Below are 22,530 nucleotides of genomic sequence, written 5' to 3' on the forward strand. Positions count from 1 at the left end.
CAAATAAAAGTACCGATGTAAGTACTGATGGAACTTCAGATACGAAATACCCAACTGTAAAATCGATAAAAACCTATGTAGATGCAAGTTCAACTTCAGGTTCAACAGCATTAACAGCAGAGATTTCGAGAGCTAAAACAGCAGAAATCGCTAATGCAGATGCTATTGTAACAGAAACTTCTAACCGTACCACTGCAGATGCAACTTTAGCAAGTAACTTAGCTTCGGAAGTATCAACGGCGAGAGCTGCAGAATCTACAAACGCTACGGCAATTGCAACAGAAACTACTAATCGTAGTACTGCTGATTTATTAAAAGAAGATTTAGCTAATAAAAGCACTGATGTTTCAACTGATGGAACTTCTGATACCAAATACCCAACAGTAAAATCAGTAAAAAGCTATGTTGATGCTAGTTCAACTTCAAGTTCATCAGCATTAACTGCAGAAATTTCGAGAGCGAAAACAGAAGAAACAGCTAATGCGAATGCGATTACAGCAGAAACAACCAGAGCGACAAACTCAGAAAATAGTATTTCCGCAAACTTGGTAACAGAAACGAATTCACGTACCACAGCCGATGCAACCTTAACAAGCAACTTGGCAACAGAAGTTACTAATCGTACTACTGCGGATTTATTAAAAGAAGATTTAACTAATAAAAGCACTGATGTTTCAACAGATGGAACTTCTAATACCAAATACCCAACAGTAAAATCGGTAAAAAGCTATGTTGATGCTAGTTCAACTTCAAGTTCATCAGCATTAACTGCAGAAATTTCGAGAGCTAAAACAGCAGAAATAGCTAATGCAGATGCAATTGCAACAGAAACTTCTAACCGTACTACTGCAGATGCAACTTTAGCAAGTAACCTGGCTTCGGAAGCGTCAACTGCGAGAGCAGCAGAATCAGCAAACACTGCAGCAATTACAACGGAAACTACTAACCGTAGTACTGTTGATTTATTAAAAGAAGATTTGGTTAATAAAAGTACCGATGTAAGTACTGATGGAACTTCAGATACGAAATACCCAACTGTAAAATCGGTAAAGAGCTATGTTGAAGGAAAAATCAGTACTTCTGAAACAGCTACACAAACCGCTTTAGATTTAAAAGTAGATAAGGAAACAGGCAAAGGATTATCAACCGAAGATTATTCGACAGTAGATAAAACAAAATTAGCATCAATAACTGGTACCAATACAGGAGACCAAGATTTGAGCAGTTTTGCTACGAATAGCAATTTGGATTTAAAAGCAAATATAGCTTCGCCCACTTTCATTGGTGTGCCAAGTGCACCAACAGCGGTAGCGACAACTAACACCACTCAAGTTGCAACAACTGAATATGTAACTGATGCAGTTTCAACTTCAGGCGCCAATTTTTTACCATTGACAGGCGGGACATTGACTGGGACATTGATCGGGACTTATGGGGATTTTTCTTCTAATTTTAGAGTTTCTTCTTTAACTTTAGTAGGTAATACTAGTTCATGGGATTTTGGCCCTAATGGAAATGGGATTGCATTGGTTCAAGGGGGTTGTTGCAGAAGACTAACCATTGATACGGACGGTAGATTTGGAATAGGTGCAAATTATACTCCTTTATATCAATTGGATGTTGAAGGAGAAGGTCGATTTACTGAAAAAGTTATAGCAGAATCATTTAAAAAAGATGGAGGGACTTCTTCTCAATTTTTAAAAGCGGATTGAAGTATAGACTCCAATAATTATATAACAACTAGTGATAATGCTGAAAATGTGACTGGCATAGTTGCAATTGCAAATGGAGGAACAGGATCAGCTACTCAAAACTTTGTTGATTTAACAACAAATCAAACAATTGCGGGAGCTAAAACATTTAGTAGTGCCGTTACTGGAGCATCCTTTGTTAAATCAGGTGGTACATCTTCACAATTTTTAAAGGCTGATGGTAGTGTTGATTCAAGTACTTATCTGACAAGTAGTGGTAATGCCACCAATGTTACTGGTATAGTGGCTGTTGCTAACGGTGGAACAGGAGTGACTACTTCAACAGGAACAGGATCAGTCGTTTTATCGACTTCACCTAGCTTGGTTACACCAGCTCTAGGAGTTGCAACTGCTACGAGTGTAAATGGAACTTCAATTCCTACCTCAAAAACATTGGTTGTAACTACAGATAAATTAAGTGTATTATCATCAACTACATCGACAGAATTGGCTGGAGTTGTTTCGGACGAAACAGGAACAGGAAGTTTGGTCTTATCAACTTCACCTACATTAACAGGAACACCAATAGGACCAACAGCGACAGCAGGAACGAATACCACGCAACTTGCTACTACCGCTTTTGTTACTAATGCAGTAAGCATTGCTACTAGTGGGGCTTTTGTAGATTTAACAAACAACCAAACGGTCGGAGGAACAAAAACGTTTAGTTCACCTATAACGGTTCAGAGCAACACCTTAAAAGGGGATGGTTCAGGTTCTGTTCGAAACGTAGGTTTAGGCTTGGCTGTATTTAATGCAACTGTATCCGGAAGATGGAACACAGCTATGGGAGCCTATGCTTTTGAACGACTTACGTCTGGATCAAATAATACGGCAATTGGTAATGAAACTCTGAGCTTTGTAACTACTACTTCCAATAATACGGGTATTGGGAACAGGGCAATAATGAATACGACAGGTTCAAACAATACTGCCTTGGGAAGTAATGCGGCGGTTCAACTAGCAACTGGGGATAACAATTTAGTTCTTGGAAATTCGTCAGGTACTCAAATTGCAAGCAACTCCAACCTGACAAGTTTATCCAATAGTGTTTTAATTGGCTCTGGTGCCAGAACATCAGCAAATGGAGATACTAATGAAATTGTAATAGGTTATAACGCTGTTGGAAATGGCTCTAATTCTATTCAACTAGGTAATTCAAGTATTACCAATGTCAATACTAGTGGTTCATATGAGGGTTCAGGATTCAAAACGCCTTCAGGAACTTCCTCACAATTCTTAAAAGCAGATGGATCTGTAGATAGTTCAACTTATTTAACAGCCTTAGGAACAGCATCAAACGTTTCTGGAGTAGTTGCAATTGCAAATGGTGGAACAGGATCGTCAACTCAAAATTTTGTAGATTTAACAACTACTCAAACTATTGCAGGAATCAAAACTTTTAGTACTGATGTAAATATAAACGGACTAACAATAGGGCGAGGTAATTTTAATGAAAATTCAAATACTGCAATCGGACTTGGTGTTTTAGGAAGTAATGCTGGTTATGCAAATACAGCAATTGGTAGGGCAGCCTTAGAAAAAAATGTTGATGGTGGAGGAAATACGGCACTAGGTTATACAGCATTACAGAATAATACTTCTGGTACTGATAATGTCGCAATCGGAACTCAAGCATTAGTTTCAAGTAGCTCTGGTTCAGAAAATACAGCTATTGGTAAACATGCAGACGTCGCTTCTGATGGAATTTCAAATTCAGTCGCTATTGGTGCAAATGCAATCGTTACAGCCTCTAATACAATTCAGCTAGGGAATACTAGCGTAACTGAAGTTAAAACCTCAGGAACTGTAACCTCAGGAACTGTAACTTATCCTAAAACACATGGGACCAATGGTCAAGTATTATCCACAACAGGTAGCGGAACACTTTCTTGGATAACTCCAAGTACAACAGCTACAGCATATAGTGGAACATTACCAGTTGCTAACGGCGGATCAGGAGCAACTACATCAACAGGTACAGGGTCAGTCGTTTTATCGACTTCACCTAGCTTGGTTACACCAGCTCTAGGAGTTGCAACAGCAACAAGTGTAAATGGAACTTCAATTCCAATCTCAAAAACATTGGTTGTAACTACAGATAAATTAAGTGTATTATCATCAACTACATCGACAGAATTGGCTGGAGTTATTTCGGACGAAACAGGATCAGGAAGTTTGGTCTTATCAGCTTCACCAACATTAACGGGAACACCATTAGCTCCAACGGCAGTAGTTGGAACCAACAGCACACAAATTGCAACAACTGAATTTGTAAAAGCGGCAGAAATTACTGAAGTTGCAGATGAGTTTGCTGCAATCGCTTCTCAAACTAGTTTTGCGTTGACAAAAGCACCTGCTACGAAAAGCAAAGTAAAAATGTATGTAAATGGAATCCGAATAAGTAATACCGCTTATTCTGTTACTGGTTCAACCTTAACTTATGTTCCATCAAATAATGGCGGATATACATTGTCAGTTAATGATAGAATTCAGTTTGATTATTTTTATTAAAAGCATAAATTCCAAAATTAGAAAAGAAAATAGGATGATAAGATTTCGTAATTTGATAAGGTTAACTAAAATAATTAAAGGCAGCGTATTTTATTTCTGTTTTATTTTCTTGTTGATCTCGTTTTCTGGAAAGGCGCAGACTCCATTCACAACTACTTGGCAAACAGATGGGGCAAATAACATAATCATACCGTTAACTGGAAATGGTTACGATTTTACAATAGACTGGGGAGATAGTTCTATAGAGACTAAAGTGGGATCATTTGGAAATATTAGTCATACTTACAGTACGGCTGGTATAAAAACAGTTAGTATTACACCTAATGTAATAACAGGGTTTCCTAGGATTTATATAAATAATTTTGGTAATAGAAATTATTTGAAATCAGTGGATAATTGGGGAAGCGGACAATGGTCAACAATGGCAAATGCGTTTTACGGTGCCAGTGTTATGCAAATTACTGCCTCAGATATTCCTGATTTATCTAATGTTTCAAGTTTTTCTAATGCATTTATAAATTGTACTGCATTAACTGGAAATAGTAGTATGGCTGACTGGAGATTTACTACTGATATAAATAAATCGATTGATATGTCTGCTATGTTTCAGTCAGCTTCTAATTTTAATCAGGATATTAGTAATTGGAATATGGAACGGGTAACTAATTTAAGACAAATGTTTAATGGAGCATCAGCATTTGATCAGGATTTAAGTTCTTGGGAGGTTTCTAACGTACTAAGTATGTCCTATTTATTTGGTAATACAACAAAGTTCAATAATTTAGGTAATGATTTAAATTGGGGGGCTAAATTAGCTAATGTTACAGATATGAATAATATGTTCAATAACGCACAAGCTTTCAATAATAATATTAGCGGGTGGGATGTAGGAAACGTGACTAATATGAACGCTATGTTTCAGTCTACTAAAGTCTTTAATCAGGATATAAGTAGTTGGAATGTTGGTAACGTGACTAATATGGCGAGTATGTTTTATGCAGCTCAAGCTTTTAATGAAAATTTAAGTACTTGGGATATTGCAAATGTCACCAATATGAGTAGTATGTTTAGACAAACATTAGTTTATAACCAGCCTTTGGATGCTTGGGGAGTAAAAACTGCTAAGGTAACTAATATGCAAGATTTATTTAGAGACTCAAAAGCCTTTAATCAAACAATCAATAGCTGGGATGTTTCTAAAGTTACTAATATGCAATACATGTTTTATAATTGTGTATTTGATCAAGACCTTAATTCATGGGACGTTTCTAGTTTAACGAATGGGTACGGTATATTTCAAAATAATACCTTATTTAACGGGAACATTAGTGGGTGGCAATTTACCACTGATGTATCAAAATCAGTGAATTTAACTAATTTGTTTGCTAGTGCAGTTAAGTTTAATCAAGACATTACTAACTGGAATGTAAGCAGGGTCACTAATATGAGTGGCATGTTCAATAATGCACAAGCCTTTAGTCAAGATATTAGTGGTTGGAATGTAGCGAATGTTACTGACATGAACAATATGTTTAATAATACTCAAGTATTCAACCAAAATATTAGTGGATGGAATGTCGGCAACGTAACCAATATGAGTTCTATGTTTCGAAATGCAGATGCTTTTAATTTGGATATTAGTGTATGGAATGTGTCAAATGTTATGAACATGTCTTATATGTTTGCTGATAACAATATATTCAATCAAGATTTAAGCAATTGGGATGTTTCAAGTGTTATAAATATGTCGAATATGTTTGATAATGCATCTGTTTTTAATTCTCCTCTAAATTGGGGTTTAAAAACGGGTAATGTAACCAATATGGTAAGAATGTTTGCACAGGCACCTCAATTTAATCAAGATATTGATGGTTGGGATGTATCAAAAGTGACCAGTACAAATTGGATGTTTTATAGAACAAATAGCTTTAACCAAAGTTTAAATTCTTGGAATGTAGGAAGTCTAATTGACCCGCGTCAAATGTTTCAAGAGTGTACTTCTTTTAATGGAAATATTTCTAGTTGGGTTTTTACAACAGATCCTACAAAGAATATTAATGCATCCTCCATGTTTCAAAGCACAACCTCTTTTGACCAAGATATTTCCAACTGGAATGTTGAACGATTTACAAATATGTCTGGAATTTTTCAAAGTGCAACTTCTTTCAATCAAAATATTGGTAGTTGGAATGTTGCGAACGTAACCAACATGAATGCTATGTTTAATAATGCTATAGTATTTGCACAAGACATAAGCGGATGGAATGTTGGCAACGTAACGGTTATGAGTTCCATGTTTCAAAATGCGGATGCTTTTAACATAAATATTAGTGGCTGGAATGTTTCTAATGTTACCAACATGGTTAGCATGTTTAATTCCAATAATATATTCAATCAAGATTTAAGCAATTGGGATGTTTCAAGTGTTACAAATATGGAAGGAATGTTTCAACAAATGCCTTTGTTTAATGCGCCTTTAAATTGGGGAACTAAAACAGGAAATGTAACCAATATGCGTTATATGTTTTATAACACCCCTCTTTTCAATCAAGATATAAATAGCTGGAATGTTTCAAATGTAACTAACTTTAGGCAAATGTTTCATAATGCATTTAAATTTAACCAAAATTTATTCAATTGGCAATTTACTAACGAATCCAGTAAAACAATTGATATGGATTATATGTTTTATAATGCAACGTCCTTTAATCAAGATATTAGTACCTGGAATATTTCAAGAGTAACTAAGTTATACTTTTTTTTAGCAGGCGGTAAATTATCAAGAGCTAATTATGATGCATTGTTACTAAGTTGGTCTACTTTAGATTCTGGCGAAACCTTAGTACCAATAAATTTAAATGCTCATTTTGGTAGTAGTAAATATTCGGATACAGCCTCTGTTTTAACAGCCAGAAATACAACATTAATTGCAAATAAAAACTGGACAATTACCGATGGAGGTATAGATGCGGATGCTATTGTACCTTTTATAGTAAGTAATTCTTTAACATCTAATAATACAACCATTAGTATAACTTTTAGCGAAAATGTCTACAGAACGGATGTAGGTAGTGGCTCATTAGAAACTACCGATTTTTTATTTTCATTATCGGGAGGAACGGCTACATTAAACACAACGGTACCAAGTAGTATTTTAGCCTCTAATAATCTAACTTTTGTGCTAGGACTTGATATTAATGGAACCCCTAATGGCGCAGAAGTACTTACTGTGACTCCGGTATTAAATTCTGTTTTTGATGTTTCTGGGAACGCGGCATCTACTACACAAAGTAATAATACGGCCCAATTAAATGATTTGTCCAATCCCATAATCACCGGCCCAAATAGCGAAACCGGAGTAAGTAGTTCCATTGCGATCAATGAAAATACGGCAGCTGTGCATACTTTTTCGGCAAACGAAACCATAACCTGGACTTTGGGGAATGTCTATGACGAAGCTTTATTTGGAATTGACAGTAGCGGGAATTTAGTTTTCACAACAGCTCCTGATTTTGAAAATCCTTCAAGCACTTTAAATTCAAATACCTATGTTGTAGAGATAGTTGCGACAGATGCTGCAAACAATAGCGCTACACAAACTCTTACCATCACAATTTTAGATATTGCAAATTCTACCTTTGGAACCTTTGCGGCCATAACAAAGCAGTATTTTACAGGGACTCATATTATTGTTCATCCAACTACAAACAATACCAACCCGATTGTCTATACCAGCGATAATTCGGTGGTAGCAACCGTAAGTGGTTCAGTGATTACGTTTACAGGTGTGGGGACCGCAAACATAACTGCCACGCAAGCAGCCGATGCAAACTATGAAGGAAATACTGTCTCTACGTTACTAACGGTTTTAGGAAAAGATTTAGTGTCAAAATACGGAGGCATTTCAAGCACTGGTGTTAATTATATAAGTGCTAATGGAAATGTAGGAGGCGCTTTTGGAATTGATAAATACGGAATGATTAATAACATATATGATAATGCCGATGCTCCAATTATAGGAACTGCCGTGGCTGGAAATACCAAGGCATCAGTTTCGTTTACTGCGCCAGCAAATACTGGTGGTTCACCAATTACTTCCTACACAGCTATGTCATCTCCTGGTAGTTTTACCGGGACTTTAATTCAGTCAGGGAGCGGAACCATAACCGTAAACGGGCTTACCAATGGAACAGCTTATACGTTTACTGTTACAGCTACCAATGCTGTTGGGAATAGTGTAGCTAGTGCAGCATCTATTTTAGTGACACCTCTTCCTCCACCTTCAATAGGCGATTTTAGAGGTGGTGGTGTGGTGTTTTATGTGGCGCCAACCCCTACGGATTTAGATGGGGATGGAGATTTAGATACGGCTTTAGTTTGCTCGATTGTTGACCAAAGTAGCGGCATACAATGGTATAATGGTGTCTATACTTCAACAGGAGCAACAGTTAGTGTAATTGGTTCAGGAGGTGCAAATACAGCAGCTATTATAGCTAGTCAAGGTACTACAACAACAGATTATGCGGCAGGTATTGCACATGCTTATAGCGGAGGTGGTTACACCGATTGGTTTTTGCCGAGTAGTTATGAGATGGCAACAATAATCACTCATAAAGGTGTAATAAGTAGCAAATCGGTTGCTAATGGAGGTGCAGTGGTTAGGACAGATTATCCTAATAATTTCTATTGGTCCTCCACTGAGACAAGCAATACTACAGCAATAGTGTTTCGTATTAACCCGTCTGGTACGCCACCTACATATGGTTGGAATAAAAACTTACTTTATCGTGTGCGTGCAGTAAGAGCATTTTAAGTATTATTATGGTGACCCCCAAAATTCGGACAATATATCCCGACTAATTTAGATAGGAATAAAAACCTTAAATTAGCACAATTATGTCAAGAACAAGAAGAACCTTCGGAAAAGACTTCAAAGCCAAAGTTGTTTTGGAAGCCTTAAAAGAGAAAGATACCATCGAGGTATTAGCAAAAAAATACGAGTTGCTGCCCAATCAAATTTCAATGTGGAAGTCCGAAGCCACACGGAATTTTTCTGCGGTTTTTTCTGTAGAAAAAACGCTCGTTGCCAAAGATGAAATTCCAAGAGAGAAACTCTATGCTCGAATAGGTCAGCTGACTTTGGAGAATGACTTTTTAAAAAAAAGTCTGGGTTAGTATCGATTAGTGAGCGAGTGAAAATGGTCGATACCCAAAATAAATTGAGCATTGTCAAACAATGTAGATTATTAGAAATTCATCGTGGCGGTCTTTATTATAAAGCAAAACAGGAAAGTTTAGAGAACTTGAAAATAATGCAATTACTAGACCAACAGTATTTTAATACTCCATTTTATGGCTGCAGGAAACTGACGTTCTGGCTCAAAGATTTAGGTTTTAAAGTGAATCGCAAAAGGGTAAGACGATTGATGCAAATCATCAATTGGCAAACCATTTATAGGGAACCTAAAACAACAATGAGTAATAAAGAACATAAGAAATACCCTTATTTACTCAAAGATTTGAAGATTAGCCATAAAAATCAGGTGTGGGCAACAGATATCACTTATATTCCTATGGCAAAAGGATTTATGTATTTAACTGCGATTATTGATTTGCATACAAGATTTGTTTTGAACTGGAGCGTAAGCAACACAATGAGTGCCGATTGGTGTGCCGATATTTTGCAAGAAACGATACAAAAGTATGGTGTGCCTGAAATTTTTAATACAGATCAAGGAAGTCAATACAGCAGTGAGATTCATACCAATGTATTATTAAATAATGGAATAAAAATTTCTATGGACGGTAAAGGAAGAGCTATTGACAACATTTTTATTGAAAGATTATGGAGGACAGTCAAATACGACAATGTATATTTACAAGCGTATACTGACGGAATAAGCCTTTACAGAGGACTTAAAGATTATTTTGAATTTTATAATACACGGCGACTACATCAGTCATTAGATTATGGAACGCCTTATAATAATTATTACAAAAAAGAAGTGGCATAAAATCAGAATAACTTTTTTTGGCTTTTTAAAATAGCCAAAAGTTATCTCCGATTTTAACCAAGATAATAGAATATCAAACTAAAAACCTATCTTAAATAGTTGAGATTTCTGTCTGAAAAAAGGGTACAGCATATTATAATAATTAACTAAAAACTTGAAAAACACTTTCATAATATTTTCTTTTAAAAAAATCATCTGTTTAGGACTGATTTTTTTACTATACAATGTTATGGACAATTCACTCCTTTGGGGTTTGAAACTGTTTTTTATGAAGGGTTTGATTATCCTGCAGGTCAAGATTTGTATTATCAAAGTGGTGGAAATGGTTTTACATCTAATTGGAAACAATCTTATCAAAATAAATATTTAGGTGTTCAAAGTAGTGGGTGGACATATCCAAATCTTCAAACCACTGGGCTTAGAGCCGCTTATGATGATACTTGTTATGGTACTTGTAACGTTATTTCTTCTTCAGGAAGAGATGTTCCATCACAAGCAACCGGCATGTTATACTTGCAGTTTTTAGCGAATTTTGGCACTCAATTAAGTGGCGGGACGCCTCATTTGCGACTTTATGATGATTCTGGTTTAAAATTGATTATAGGTGGTAATACCGCTAATAAAGTAAACGAAACTAATTTGACCAATGACAATAGTGGAAATTTCACAAGTCATAAACCGCCTCTATCATCTAGGGCTGGCTCTGGTATTTTTTTTAATGGAACTATTGCCCAAGTATTAATTTATAAAAGAGTACCTACTGCCGAAGAAATTCAACAAAATTTTAATGCTTTAAAATTAAATTATGGACTTTAAAATTAACAAAAAGGGATGTTTTAACCCTTGTAAAAAATGAAGTTTAAAAGTGTTTCAACGAGTACAATAAATAAAAGTAGAAAGCTAATTTTTAATGGAATGAGCTCGATACAATCAACATCGAGGTCCTTCCATTATTAAAAAATTGTCTAAAATTTTGGGTGCAGTCTAATAGGTTTAACATTTTGATTTTAAGATGATTTAAGATTTCAATGAATATTAACCCGCTTTTATAACCTCCTTCACAGCCGCTTCATAATTCCGGATACTCTGTGTCTTTTTTATCTTTTTATGTACTTTGTGTGGATTCGAAAAGATAACCGAGAAGTATTCCCATAAATGATGCATTTTTAAAAGAATGTGAGTGGATCCTGATAAAGATTCACTGTATCCTTGGTACAAAGTGTCATGAAACTCACTTAATAACTCCATTTTGTTTTTGGGATATTCAAACGAATTATTTTTAATCATAGTAGGCAAAAAAGGATCGGCAATTAATCCTCTTCCTATCATCCAGTGGTCGATAGATGGGAAACGCTCTTGCATCTCTTTAAATTTAGCCACAGTAGTAATGTCGCCGTTATAATACAATTTCAATTTGGTGTTGTCAACGCATGCCTGGAATGCATCTAAGTGAACGCCTCCTTTATACAGTTGTTTTCCAATACGTGCATGAATGGCTACATTCTTTATAGGGTATTTTTCTAATATCGGAAAAACATCCAGAATTTCCTCAGTTGTGTCGTATCCCAAACGCATTTTCATCGAAACTAAGATGTCAGATTCGTTGTGTACTTTATGCAAAATCTGGTTGATCTTTTCAGTATTACTTATCAGTCCAGAACCCATTCCACATTTGGTTACCATAGGATAGGGACAGCCTAAATTCCAATTCAATTCTTTATAGCCTAATTCCTGAACATACTTCGATACAAACAAAAACTCATCAGCATCATTAGTAATTATTTGCGGAATTACTTCAAGGGTATTATTGTTCTCTGGTAATAAATCACGCTGATAAGAGGATTTAATAACCATTTTTCCGTTTAAGCGAATGTAAGGAGCATAAAAAGTATCAATACCACCAAAAATTTTATTTTGGGCATTTCTAAAACGAAAATCAGTAAACCCTTGTAAGGGAGAGGAAAGTAGGGTGTAGTCCATGTATTATTTAAAAATGCAAATATAATACACTTTAAACTGTTATGGTTTGCATTTAGCAGATATGTTATTATAAGTCCTTTTAAGCTCTTTTTTTATCATTTCCAAAGTTTGGTTGTGTGGAATAAAAAAACCAGACTTTCATGTGAAAGCCTGGTTTTAATATGAATTGAAATTTATATTTTTAGAATTAAATTATACTTTTCCTAAGGTATATAATTGCTCCATTGTAGGGCTTAAACTTCCACCAGCAGGTTCCAACGTAATTCCAAAGGCTTCTGCATCACCAGTACTGTTAACAGCAAAAATGCGTTGGTTGTTTTCATCAAACTTGTCTAGTAGTCCAATGCTTGTTGGAGTTAAAGGATTCAGTTTTAAAGCCCAAACTTGATACACCATCCCTTTTGGAGGGGCTGGTAATCCAGCTGCATCAACATAAACTACTTGGGTTTCTTTGTTCCAATATACTTTGGCAGATGATTCTGGCGCTACCGCTTGTCCGCCTAGGGCTACAACAGTATTCTTAGTATCTCGTACCACAGCAAGACCAATTTCACTTTGCTTGTTTTTAAGTTCTAATTGATTAAGTTCTTTTTCAACTTTTGCTTTTTCAATTTCAGTACTTACAACCTGATTACTGGTTTGTTGTAATTGATTGTATTGAAAGCCAATACCAATCATTAAAAGAATGGCAGCTGCCCATCCAATGTATTGTGACCAGTTTCTTGATGTTTCCATTTCTATTACTGGCGTATGTTTTAGTTCTAGCTTGGCCTTAATTTTTTCGTAATTTGCCACCGAGTGAAAAGGGGAGAAGCTAGAAGACAAGGCCACAATTGCTTTTTCAATGGCAATAATTTCCTCCTTAATTTCAGGATGCGTATTAGCCATAGTAGTAACTTCTTCGTTTTCTGTTTCGCTTAGCAAACCATAAACGTAAAGTTCTAATATTCCGGATTCGATATATTCTTTTGTTTCCATTATACTTTCAAATAGTTTCTTAGATCATTAATACAATTTCGATTGTGCGTTTTTACCGTTCCTAAAGGAATTTCCAACTCTTCTGAAGCTTCTTGTTGGGTATATCCTTTAAAGAACAATAAATCTATTATTTGTATACATTTTGGTTTAAGTCTTTTGACAAACTCTTGTATTCCAATTGTATCCACTTTGTTGACCAGTTTGTTACTGTCGTCTAATAGATGTACGAAATTATCTGAGGAAAGGTTTTTTTGACTGTTGTTAAAATTTTTAGATCGCAGTTTATCTATAGAGGTATTCCTTGCAATATTAAGGATCCACGTATAGAATCGTCCTTTACTTTCATTATAAGAATCAATATTTTTCCAAATCTTAACGAATACTTCCTGAAGTACATCTTCAGCTTCTTCTCTATTTCTTACAAGAACGTTAATAACTGAAAATAAACTTTTAGAATACATATCATAGAGATGTGTAAAAGCTCTTTCGTCCTTCTTATATATTAATACTAATAACTCTTCTTGGGTCATATACTTTATGTTTTACTCTTACAAACTTATACAAACTTATTTACAAATGAATAAATTATATTCATTGTGTGTGCAATAATTAAAATAGTTTAAAATAATTGTGTTTTTATTTACATTTTAAATTACTGTTAATCAGATATTTATAAAATATATTAACTTTTTTTTAATTTTTTTAAAACCAAAAGGAAAACATTCCCGTAAATGCTTTTATAACCTTTTAAATTATAACAAAATGAAAAAAACAAAAATGGTATTAGGTCTTTCGCTAATTGCGCTTTCAGGCTTAATCTTAGTAGCAGCGGATCACGTAGATGCTCCATCAGTAACAGGTAATGCAGCAGACATTACAGACATGTACACTTTTCAAGGACAAGAAACTAATAATTTAGTTTTTGCAGTTAACACTCAAGGGCTGTTAAGTCCAAATGCAACGGGTGCAGCAGTATTCAATGAGAATATGATGATTGAAATTAACATCGACAACACGGGTGATAATGTGGAAGACTTGGTTATCCAAGCAATTAAAAAGGGAGATAAGATGTACTTCTTTGGACCATATGCTCCATCAACAACTGGAATATCTAGTACAATTAAAACTACTGAGGCATCTGGAAGTGTTGCAATATCTAAATACGGTGCAGCAGCAGTAACCTCTACTGAAAACGGAATGAAATTTTTTGCAGGACCTAGAGATGATCCTTTCTTTTTTGACTTAGGACAATTTCAAGCAATTCTTGGAGGAACAGCTACAGCGTTTAAAAATCCAGGTACAGATACTTTTGCAGGTTCAAATGTATTATCAGTAGTTGTTGAAGTTCCAAAATCAATGTTAGGTACTGCCGCTTCTTTGAATGTATGGGCTGAAACTAAGAAAAAACAATAATAAATTTTATTCTAAAAAACTCAAAATTATGAAGACAAATAAATTCAAAATCATAACTCTAGCACTTGTATGTGCAGTAGCTACAGTAAGCTGTAACGATGACGACAATAATAATGACTCTATGGCAAGTGCAGACTTCTCTGGAACATATGTACAACAAGATCAAATGGCAAGACCAGCAATAAACACTGTTTTTATTGCTTCAGGACAACCTAAAGATGATTTTAATGCGGCGATTCCTTCTGCAATGGGAGCAAAATACCAATCTATTTTTCAATCTAGACTGTTGGCTTTAAATCCTGCATTTACAACTAATGCACTAGGGCAAACAGCTGCTCAATTTACAGGATTGTTAGCAACAGATGTGTTAAATGTAAAAACTTCAGGTAAAACAACTTTCTTCGACGGAACAAATGTGCTAACAGGTAGAGCTTTGGCTGATGACGTTATTGATGTGGAATTACTATTAATCTTTGGAGGTACAAATGGTGCGGCTAACCCTGGACTTACTTCAGATCACGTAAATGCAAATGATAAAGCATTTACTACTTCTTTTCCTTATTTGGCAGCAGCCTGGTAATATATTTTATACATAATACAGAGCTCAGTCATAATTATTGAGCTCTGTTTTTTTTCTAACAACAAAACACATAGATTATGAAACCTTATAAAGTTATCCCCGTCCTGGTTTTTACAATCCTTTTTATTTTCGCTTGCGATACTAAGAAACAAAACCAAATTACAAATACTTCTGATTATAATAAATACTTGCATGTTGATGGAAATGAATCATTGGATTTTGCACATAAAGAAATTGATTTTTGGCAAAAAAAATACGATGCAGCTCCTAATCAAAAAAGTTACTTAGGTATAATAGCCTCAAAGTATGCCACTCTTTTTGAATATACGGGAGACATTAAAAACTTATATAAAACAGAAGATTTATTGACACAATCGAATGAAGCTAGTAAATATTCGAGAGTATCAACATTACGTTCTTTGGGACGAAATTATATTGCTCAACATAGATTCAAGGAAGCTTTAGTTTTAGCCAATAAAGCTTTGGCTATTGGCGAAGGACGTAAAGAAACTCAAAAATTGCTGTTTGATGTCCAAATGGAATTAGGGAATTTTGCCGAAGCGGAAAATAATTTGAATGCTTTAAAAGACATGAACGATTATGATTATTTAATACGTTTGGCCAAATGGAATGATCATAAAGGCGATCTGAAAACCGCGATTACTTTCATGGAAAAAGCGAGAGATATAGCAGAAAAAGAAGATAATAAAACACTGAAAATATGGTCTTATTCTAATCTGGGTGATTTTTATGGTCACGCTGGTAGAATTCAAGAATCCTATGATAGTTACTTAAAAACATTAGCAATAGATCCCAATTATTCCTATGCATTAAAAGGAATTGCTTGGATTGTATTTTCTCATGAAAGAAATACTAAAGAAGCGAAAAGAATTGTGGAAGCTATTGAAATCACACACAATACTCCCGACTTTTATTTATTAAAATCTCAAATTGCTCAATTTGAAGGGAATGATGCAGCAGCTTTAGAAAATCGAAATGCTTATTTCGCAATGCTTGAAAAGAATAATTACGGGGCAATGTATAATAAATACAACACTCTGATTTATGCTGATGCAAAAGAGACAGCGCCTAAAGCATTAGAAATTGCAAAAATAGAAGTGGATCACAGACCTACACCAGATTCTTATGATCTATTAGCCTGGTCTTATTTGAATATGGGGCAAAAGGATAAAGCATTAGAAATTGCAAAGAAATATGTGGTAGGAAAATCATTTGAGCCAAAGGTACAATACCACTTGGCAATGATTTACAAGTCTAATAATGAGAAACAAAAAGTAGCACCTATAAAAGAAGAACTACTTTCTAGCATGTATGAATTAGGTCCTAATCTAGAGAAAAAGGTAAATCAATTATAAAAGCCCGCCATGAAATATTTTTTTACAATAGTACTTGCCTTTTTAGGGTTGGTATCGTACAGTCAAATCCAAAAAGGAGTTGTTGTAGATGAATTTGGGAATGCAATTGAGAACGCCTATATCGTAAATATGAATTCGGAGGCACATGCACATACTAATGAGTTGGGAATGTTCAGCATTGATAAATCTGTAGTAGGAAATGTTTTGATAGTAACTGCCTTGGGACATAAAAAGTCTAGCTATACTTTAGGTAACGCTGAAAATAGAATTCTGCTGGAAGGAGATATCTTTAGATTAGATGAAATTGTGATTCAACAACAGCTATCTGCAATGAATGTTATTTCAAAGATCGATTTGCAGACTACGCCTGTTAATTCCTCTCAGGAAATCTTACGAAAAGTTCCAGGGTTGTTCATTGGTCAACATGCCGGTGGAGGTAAAGCAGAACAAATATTTCTGAGAGGTTTTGATATAGATCACGGTACAGATATTGCCATTTCTGTGGATGGAATGCCAGTAAATATGGTGTCTCATGCTCATGGTCAGGGATATGCCGATTTACATTTTGTGATTCCGGAAACGGTAGAAAAGATAGACTTTGGAAAAGGGACGTATTATGCCAGTAAAGGGGATTTTGCAACGGCAGGATACGTTACCTTCCAAACTAAAGAAAAACTAGAGAAGAGTAGTATAAGCATAGAAGCCGGTCAGTTTAATACGTTAAGAACGGTAGGGATGTTTAACCTTTTGGGAAACCAAAAAAAACAAAGCGCATACATCGCAACAGAATATATACTGACCGATGGGCCATTTGATTCCCCTCAAAATTTTAATAGGGTTAATTTATTAGGGAAGTATTCGGCTGTCTTGGATGATAATAGTAAGTTCTCAGTATCTGCTTCTCGTTTTTCCAGTACTTGGGATGCATCTGGACAAATACCACAACGATTAGTAGATAATGGAACTATTTCTAGATTTGGATCAGTTGATGATACCGAAGGAGGTACGACATCGAGAACAAATATTAATGCGTCGTTAAGCAAGCCTATAGATGAAAATACGTACTTGAAAGCGAATGCTTTTTATTCTAAATATGATTTTGAACTGTATTCGAATTTCACTTTCTTCTTAGAAGATCCTATAAATGGAGACCAAATCAAGCAAAAGGAAAACCGCTCGATTTACGGTATGAATGCAGAATTAAATAGAAAAGTAAAAAGTAATGATTGGGATGCGTTATTTCAATTAGGCGTAGGTTTTCGTGCTGATGCGACTATTGATACTGAATTGTCACATACGTTGAATAGAAGCATTACTCTAGAAAATATTAAATTAGGTGATATTGATGAAACGAATGCGTTTACGTACTTAAATTCAGAATTCAAATTCGGTAAACTGACTATCAATCCGGCAGTACGACTAGACTATTTCAAGTTTAATTACAGAGATAAGTTGGCTCCTATTTATAATACGCAGACAGAAACGGAAGTGAAAGTATCACCCAAACTTAATTTTATCTATTCCCAAAATAACAATTTACAATTTTTTGTAAAGTCAGGAATTGGGTTTCATTCGAATGATGCTCGCGTTGTGGTTCAAAATAATGGAAAACAAATTTTACCTACCGCTATAGGAACTGATGTAGGAACGATTTGGAAACCTTTTCCAAGATTGATTGTGAACTCAGCATTGTGGTATTTATACCTACAACAAGAGTTTGTCTATGTGGGTGATGCCGGAATCATTGAGCCTAGTGGAAAAACAAGACGTATGGGAGCTGATTTAGGATTGCGCTATCAATTAAATGATTGGTTGTATTTTGACGCCGATGCTAATTATACCTACGCCAGAAGCATTGATGAACCTAGCGGGCAAAACTACATTCCGCTTGCACCAGATTTTACTTCGACTGGTGGATTGAGCTTTCAAAAATGGAATGGACTTTCGGGAGGGTTGAGATATCGATATCTAAAAAGCCGTCCTGCTAATGAAGACAATTCAATTGTAGCCAAAGGATATGCGATAGCTGATTTTAATATTAATTATGAATTTAAAAGTGTGACTTTTGGCATTTCGATAGAGAATTTATTGAATACTAAATGGAATGAAACTCAATTTGCTACCGAATCAAGATTAAAAGAAGAGTCTGAGAGTGTTGAAGAAATTCATTTTACCCCTGGAACCCCTTTTTTTATGAAGGCTAGAATAACCTATAAGTTTTAGTAAAGAATAATGATTTTGTTTGTTTTGTTAGAAAGACCTGGCGTTACTAATTTGTTTACGTCAGGCTTTTTTATTTAACGTTTGTTCAATTAAAATCGCAGTCTTGAATAGACAAAAGTAATTTTGAAATTGTTTAATTTTATCAAAAATATAATTATGAAAAAACTATTATTTGTAGCTTGCACAGTACTATTGCTTTTTAGTTGCCAGAATCAGGCGCAAAGCAAAAAGTCAGATAAAAATAAAAACGAAATAGCTATGACAAAACAAAATATCTACCAATATAAAGTAGAAGATTTATCAGGAAACACTTTCGACTTTGCAAGTCTTAAAGGGAAAAAAGTAATGATCGTAAACACGGCTTCAAAATGTGGACTAACCCCTCAGTACAAGGATTTAGAAGCGATTTATAAAGAGTATAAAGATCAAGGGTTTGTGATCGTGGGATTTCCTGCAAATAATTTTGCGTCGCAAGAACCGGGAACTAATGCCGAAATCGCTTCTTTTTGCCAAATGAATTATGGAGTAACTTTTCCTATGATGGATAAAGTATCTGTGAAAGGAGATGATATGTGTGAGATATACCAATTCTTGACGCAAAAATCTAAAAACGGTGTGGAAGATTCAGAGGTGTCTTGGAATTTCCAAAAATACCTAATCAATGAAAACGGAGAACTAGAAAAAGTGATTTCTCCACAGACGCTACCTACAGATCCTTCTGTGATTGATTGGATTAAAGCGTAATATATAGAAAGTAAAAGAGCCTTATAATGGCTCTTTTATTTTTTAAGTTTTAGCGGTATATTTTTTCAAAAGTTCAATTAAAGTATCTTGCGCTATTCCGTTTTTTCGGGCATTTAGGAAGCTACTGATGTCCCATGTTACGGTAGAACCATCATTCAAATATAATTTTACACGATCGTTAGCCCGTCCAGACCACACTTTATGCTTATTTGCTAAATTTAGGTCTATTGTTTGTTCTTTAATGTTCGAGAGAATAACTTTTTTCTCCCAGCGCACAGTCGCTGTGTTTTCTTCTTCATTAAAGATGATTTCAAACGTCCCTGTAAAATATTTAAATGCACCATAAAACGAAACAAAATTCAGTACTAAAAAAGATAGGTATAAAAATAGGTGATTACTAACATTAAAAATTAGTGCAAACAACAGCATCGATATAAACCAAGATACAATTGCAGCTAGTACCGATATAGTCTCCATTTTAATAATTGTAACTTTTGCTTTGTTCATAATGGTGTTCTAATGTTACTTCAAAATAAGTTGCACAAAAACAGAGTGCAACCAGCGGTCAAATTTAAACCCCGACTCTTTTATGATTCCTGTGGTTTTGAATCCGAATTTTTCATGAAACGTTATACTACTTTGATTTTCAGCGTCAATGACCCCGATCATGGTATGTAATCCTTGTTTTTTAGCTAGTTCAATCAATTCAAGTAGCAATAGTTTCCCAATTCCTTTGCCGTGAAAATCATTGTTCACATAAACGGAATGTTCTACCGTATATTTATAAGCTTCTCTGAACCGGAATTCACTGTACATTCCAAAACCAGAAACAACCCCATCTAATTCAGCTACAATTACAGGGAATCCTTTATTGATTTTATCCTCTAAAATTGTTTTTTGCTGTTCATAGCTTCGCACATTATAGTCATATAAGGCCGTTGAATTTAAGATGTTATAGTTTATGATATCTAATATCGCTTGGGTATCCTCAGCGCGGTATGGTCGAATTTTGATTTCCATTTTGATAAGTAAATTTTGTTGTCAAATTTAATAAAAATCAGTTAAAATGAGGCGAAAAGAGGGAGCAAGTTTGTAACTTTGCTTGGCTTGAGGTTTTGAAGAATTTTACAAACTTCGAAACCTTAAACTTTAAACTAAAATTGAATGATTTACCCCAAAATACCTTTAGCGCAAAGCATTATTCAAACATGTTTAGCCAAAGGAATTACCACCATAATAATTTCTCCAGGATCGAGAAATGCCCCTTTAATTATAGGTTTTACAAATAATCCTGCATTTGAATGTTACAGTATTGCCGATGAGCGATCTGCTGCTTTTTTTGGGTTGGGTATAGCTCAACAAACTAAAAAACCAGTAGTGCTGATTTGCAGTTCTGGGTCGGCATTATTGAATTATTATCCTGCGCTTGCAGAAGCTTTCTACAGTCAGATTCCGTTAATTGTTATCTCTGCTGACCGACCGCAAAGCAAGATTGATATTGGCGATGGACAAACGATTCGTCAGGAAAATGTATTTGCGAATCATTCGTTGTACAATGCCAATTTGAATGAGACGGTTTCTGCTGAAAATGACACTAAGATAAAAGAGGCGATCGACATTTCAATTGCTCAAAAAGGTCCTGTACATATCAATGCCCCTTTTGAAGAGCCTTTGTATGAAACGACGTCGGAACTTGCTGTGAATGTTACTGCTTCCGCTTCCGCAAAAGAGTCGCAGTCACTTTCACACGATGAAGTAGCTGAATATGCGAAGATTTGGAACAAGTCCACAAAAAAAATGGTTTTAGTGGGCGTGAATGAACCCGATGCGATTAGAAATAGTATCGTTGAAGCTTTAGCTGCTGATGAATCAGTAATGGTTTTGACTGAAACGACTTCGAATTTGCACCATCCTAGCTTTATCAATACCATAGATACTTTAATTACTCCTTTTACTAGTGAGGATTTTGAGGCTTTTCGCCCTGAAATATTGGTCACTTTTGGAGGGATGATTGTTTCTAAGCGGATTAAAGCTTTTTTACGAAAATACAAGCCAAAACACCACTGGCATATCGATTCTTTACGAGGATATGATACGTTTAGTGCGTTAACAAAGCATTTTGAAGTAGAACCCAATCTATTCTTCGATGTGTTTTTACCGTTGACTAAATCACTTGAGAGTGACTATTTTAAGAAACTGAATGCCGTGAATGACTTGCGAGAACTAAAAAGTAAAATCTATCTGGATGCAATTCCTTTTTCAGACTTCAAAGTTTTTGAAAAAGTGATTCCCAGTTTACCAATAAATTCGCAGTTGCAAATCAGTAATAGTTCTGCCATTCGTTATGCACAGCTGATTGCTATTGATCCATCGATTGAGGTATATTGCAATCGAGGAACCAGCGGAATTGACGGAAGTACTTCTACCGCTCTTGGTGCGGCTGTAGCCAATATAAAGCAAACGGTATTTATAACAGGTGATATTGGTTTTTTATATGATAGCAATGCCTTGTGGAACAATTACATTCCTAAAAACTTTAAAATTATTTTGATTAATAATGGAGGTGGAGGAATTTTTAGAATTTTACCAGGACATGAAGAAACGCCTGTTTTTAATACTTTCTTTGAAACATCTCATTGTTTGACGGCGGCGCATTTAGCAACGATGTACGGATTTGAGTATACGACTGCTAGTGATGAACTGAGTTTGTCAAACGGTTTAGCAACCTTGTATGGTCAAAATGAAAAGCCAGGAATATTAGAAGTTTTTACCCCCACGCTTAAAAATGATTCCATCTTGTTGCAGTACTTTAAAGAGTTACTATAATACTTAGAATAGATAAAAATTTGTTGAAATAAAGTAGAATGACTTAGTTTTAGAGGTTAATTGATTTTTTTTAGTTAAAAAGAGTTCTATTACATCTTTTTTATCGTTTTCGTAGTATTTTGACTCTTTTG

Annotated in this window: 16 protein-coding genes and 1 pseudogene; 12 read left to right on the forward strand and 5 right to left on the reverse strand. The window is 35.0% G+C overall.

Translation table 11 applies throughout. The annotated features are described in order from the left end of the window. The 6 genes and pseudogenes from QO182_RS14670 to QO182_RS14695 all read left to right on the forward strand — a co-directional run. Positions 1 to 1,712: pseudogene (locus QO182_RS14670) on the forward strand (hypothetical protein); the annotation flags it as partial. A gap of 48 nt (positions 1,713 to 1,760) precedes the next feature. Further along, positions 1,761 to 4,265 (forward strand): beta strand repeat-containing protein, encoded by a 2,505-nt coding sequence (locus QO182_RS14675; RefSeq protein WP_371562377.1) that lies wholly within the window; start codon positions 1,761 to 1,763, stop codon positions 4,263 to 4,265. A 34-nt stretch (positions 4,266 to 4,299) separates the two neighbouring features. After that, entirely contained in the window at positions 4,300 to 9,078 is a 4,779-nt protein-coding gene (locus QO182_RS14680) for a BspA family leucine-rich repeat surface protein (protein ID WP_371562380.1), read from the forward strand. Between the two features lie 83 nt (positions 9,079 to 9,161). Next, a complete protein-coding gene (locus QO182_RS14685; RefSeq protein WP_371562383.1) occupies positions 9,162 to 9,440 on the forward strand; it encodes a transposase in 279 nt (92 codons plus the stop codon). A gap of 23 nt (positions 9,441 to 9,463) precedes the next feature. After that, entirely contained in the window at positions 9,464 to 10,279 is an 816-nt protein-coding gene (locus QO182_RS14690; RefSeq protein WP_371562385.1) for an IS3 family transposase, read from the forward strand. Positions 10,280 to 10,525: 246 nt separating this feature from the next. Further along, positions 10,526 to 11,095 carry a hypothetical protein gene (locus tag QO182_RS14695; protein WP_371562387.1) on the forward strand — a complete coding sequence of 190 codons (570 nt, stop codon included), beginning with the start codon at positions 10,526 to 10,528 and terminating at the stop codon, positions 11,093 to 11,095. A 219-nt stretch (positions 11,096 to 11,314) separates the two neighbouring features. On the opposite strand, the gene QO182_RS14700 is transcribed toward QO182_RS14695, so the two are convergent. The 3 genes from QO182_RS14700 to QO182_RS14710 form a co-directional block, all read right to left on the reverse strand. Continuing rightward, entirely contained in the window at positions 11,315 to 12,259 is a 945-nt protein-coding gene (locus QO182_RS14700) for a tRNA dihydrouridine synthase (protein ID WP_371562388.1), read from the reverse strand. A 192-nt stretch (positions 12,260 to 12,451) separates the two neighbouring features. Then, complete coding sequence (locus QO182_RS14705) at positions 12,452 to 13,237, reverse strand: anti-sigma factor domain-containing protein (RefSeq protein ID WP_371562391.1); 786 nt, start codon at positions 13,235 to 13,237, stop codon at positions 12,452 to 12,454. Beyond that, positions 13,237 to 13,767 carry an RNA polymerase sigma factor gene (locus QO182_RS14710; protein ID WP_371562393.1) on the reverse strand — a complete coding sequence of 177 codons (531 nt, stop codon included), beginning with the start codon at positions 13,765 to 13,767 and terminating at the stop codon, positions 13,237 to 13,239. The genes QO182_RS14705 and QO182_RS14710 overlap by 1 nt, the downstream gene beginning before the upstream one ends. Before the next feature lie 232 nt (positions 13,768 to 13,999). On the opposite strand from QO182_RS14710, the gene QO182_RS14715 reads away from it, so the two are divergent. The 5 genes from QO182_RS14715 to QO182_RS14735 all read left to right on the forward strand — a co-directional run bounded on the left by QO182_RS14715 (position 14,000) and on the right by QO182_RS14735 (position 19,573). Then, complete coding sequence (locus QO182_RS14715) at positions 14,000 to 14,650, forward strand: DUF4331 family protein (protein WP_371562395.1); 651 nt, start codon at positions 14,000 to 14,002, stop codon at positions 14,648 to 14,650. A gap of 28 nt (positions 14,651 to 14,678) precedes the next feature. Beyond that, the gene (locus tag QO182_RS14720) at positions 14,679 to 15,230 is read left to right on the forward strand and encodes a DUF4331 family protein (RefSeq protein WP_371538283.1); all 552 of its coding nucleotides are present in this window, start codon (positions 14,679 to 14,681) and stop codon (positions 15,228 to 15,230) included. Positions 15,231 to 15,307: 77 nt separating this feature from the next. After that, positions 15,308 to 16,606, forward strand: a complete 1,299-nt coding sequence (locus QO182_RS14725) for a hypothetical protein (protein WP_371562397.1) — start codon at positions 15,308 to 15,310, stop codon at positions 16,604 to 16,606. 9 nt (positions 16,607 to 16,615) lie between these two features. Beyond that, entirely contained in the window at positions 16,616 to 18,829 is a 2,214-nt protein-coding gene (locus tag QO182_RS14730) for a TonB-dependent receptor (RefSeq protein WP_371562399.1), read from the forward strand. A 156-nt stretch (positions 18,830 to 18,985) separates the two neighbouring features. Continuing rightward, positions 18,986 to 19,573 carry a glutathione peroxidase gene (locus QO182_RS14735; protein WP_371562401.1) on the forward strand — a complete coding sequence of 196 codons (588 nt, stop codon included), beginning with the start codon at positions 18,986 to 18,988 and terminating at the stop codon, positions 19,571 to 19,573. A gap of 42 nt (positions 19,574 to 19,615) precedes the next feature. Here the strand turns inward: QO182_RS14735 and QO182_RS14740 are convergent, their stop codons facing one another. Then, entirely contained in the window at positions 19,616 to 20,080 is a 465-nt protein-coding gene (locus tag QO182_RS14740; protein WP_371538293.1) for a hypothetical protein, read from the reverse strand. Positions 20,081 to 20,095: 15 nt separating this feature from the next. Beyond that, positions 20,096 to 20,593 (reverse strand): N-acetyltransferase family protein, encoded by a 498-nt coding sequence (locus QO182_RS14745; RefSeq protein ID WP_371562402.1) that lies wholly within the window; start codon positions 20,591 to 20,593, stop codon positions 20,096 to 20,098. Positions 20,594 to 20,737: 144 nt separating this feature from the next. Here QO182_RS14745 and menD point away from each other — a divergent pair, with 144 nt between their 5' ends. Beyond that, positions 20,738 to 22,399: a 2-succinyl-5-enolpyruvyl-6-hydroxy-3-cyclohexene-1-carboxylic-acid synthase gene (menD, locus tag QO182_RS14750; RefSeq protein WP_371562405.1), complete on the forward strand. Its 1,662-nt coding sequence runs from the start codon at positions 20,738 to 20,740 to the stop codon at positions 22,397 to 22,399. Positions 22,400 to 22,530 lie beyond the last annotated feature (131 nt).

It is taken from the genome of Flavobacterium sp. Arc2, from assembly GCF_041431385.1.
In the GTDB taxonomy this organism is placed as follows: domain Bacteria; phylum Bacteroidota; class Bacteroidia; order Flavobacteriales; family Flavobacteriaceae; genus Flavobacterium.

What these genes read in the sequence shown, in the direction of transcription:
- QO182_RS14680 (WP_371562380.1), top strand. Translation starts at nt 4,300, where the DNA reads ATGATAAGATTTCGTAATTTGATAAGGTTAACTAAAATAATTAAAGGC.
- QO182_RS14685 (WP_371562383.1), top strand. Translation starts at nt 9,162, where the DNA reads ATGTCAAGAACAAGAAGAACCTTCGGAAAAGACTTCAAAGCCAAAGTT.
- QO182_RS14690 (WP_371562385.1), top strand. Translation starts at nt 9,464, where the DNA reads ATGGTCGATACCCAAAATAAATTGAGCATTGTCAAACAATGTAGATTA.
- QO182_RS14700 (WP_371562388.1), bottom strand. Translation starts at nt 12,259, where the DNA reads ATGGACTACACCCTACTTTCCTCTCCCTTACAAGGGTTTACTGATTTT.
- QO182_RS14705 (WP_371562391.1), bottom strand. Translation starts at nt 13,237, where the DNA reads ATGGAAACAAAAGAATATATCGAATCCGGAATATTAGAACTTTACGTT.
- QO182_RS14710 (WP_371562393.1), bottom strand. Translation starts at nt 13,767, where the DNA reads ATGACCCAAGAAGAGTTATTAGTATTAATATATAAGAAGGACGAAAGA.
- QO182_RS14715 (WP_371562395.1), top strand. Translation starts at nt 14,000, where the DNA reads ATGAAAAAAACAAAAATGGTATTAGGTCTTTCGCTAATTGCGCTTTCA.
- QO182_RS14720 (WP_371538283.1), top strand. Translation starts at nt 14,679, where the DNA reads ATGAAGACAAATAAATTCAAAATCATAACTCTAGCACTTGTATGTGCA.
- QO182_RS14725 (WP_371562397.1), top strand. Translation starts at nt 15,308, where the DNA reads ATGAAACCTTATAAAGTTATCCCCGTCCTGGTTTTTACAATCCTTTTT.
- QO182_RS14730 (WP_371562399.1), top strand. Translation starts at nt 16,616, where the DNA reads ATGAAATATTTTTTTACAATAGTACTTGCCTTTTTAGGGTTGGTATCG.
- QO182_RS14735 (WP_371562401.1), top strand. Translation starts at nt 18,986, where the DNA reads ATGAAAAAACTATTATTTGTAGCTTGCACAGTACTATTGCTTTTTAGT.
- QO182_RS14740 (WP_371538293.1), bottom strand. Translation starts at nt 20,080, where the DNA reads ATGAACAAAGCAAAAGTTACAATTATTAAAATGGAGACTATATCGGTA.
- QO182_RS14745 (WP_371562402.1), bottom strand. Translation starts at nt 20,593, where the DNA reads ATGGAAATCAAAATTCGACCATACCGCGCTGAGGATACCCAAGCGATA.
- menD (WP_371562405.1), top strand. Translation starts at nt 20,738, where the DNA reads ATGATTTACCCCAAAATACCTTTAGCGCAAAGCATTATTCAAACATGT.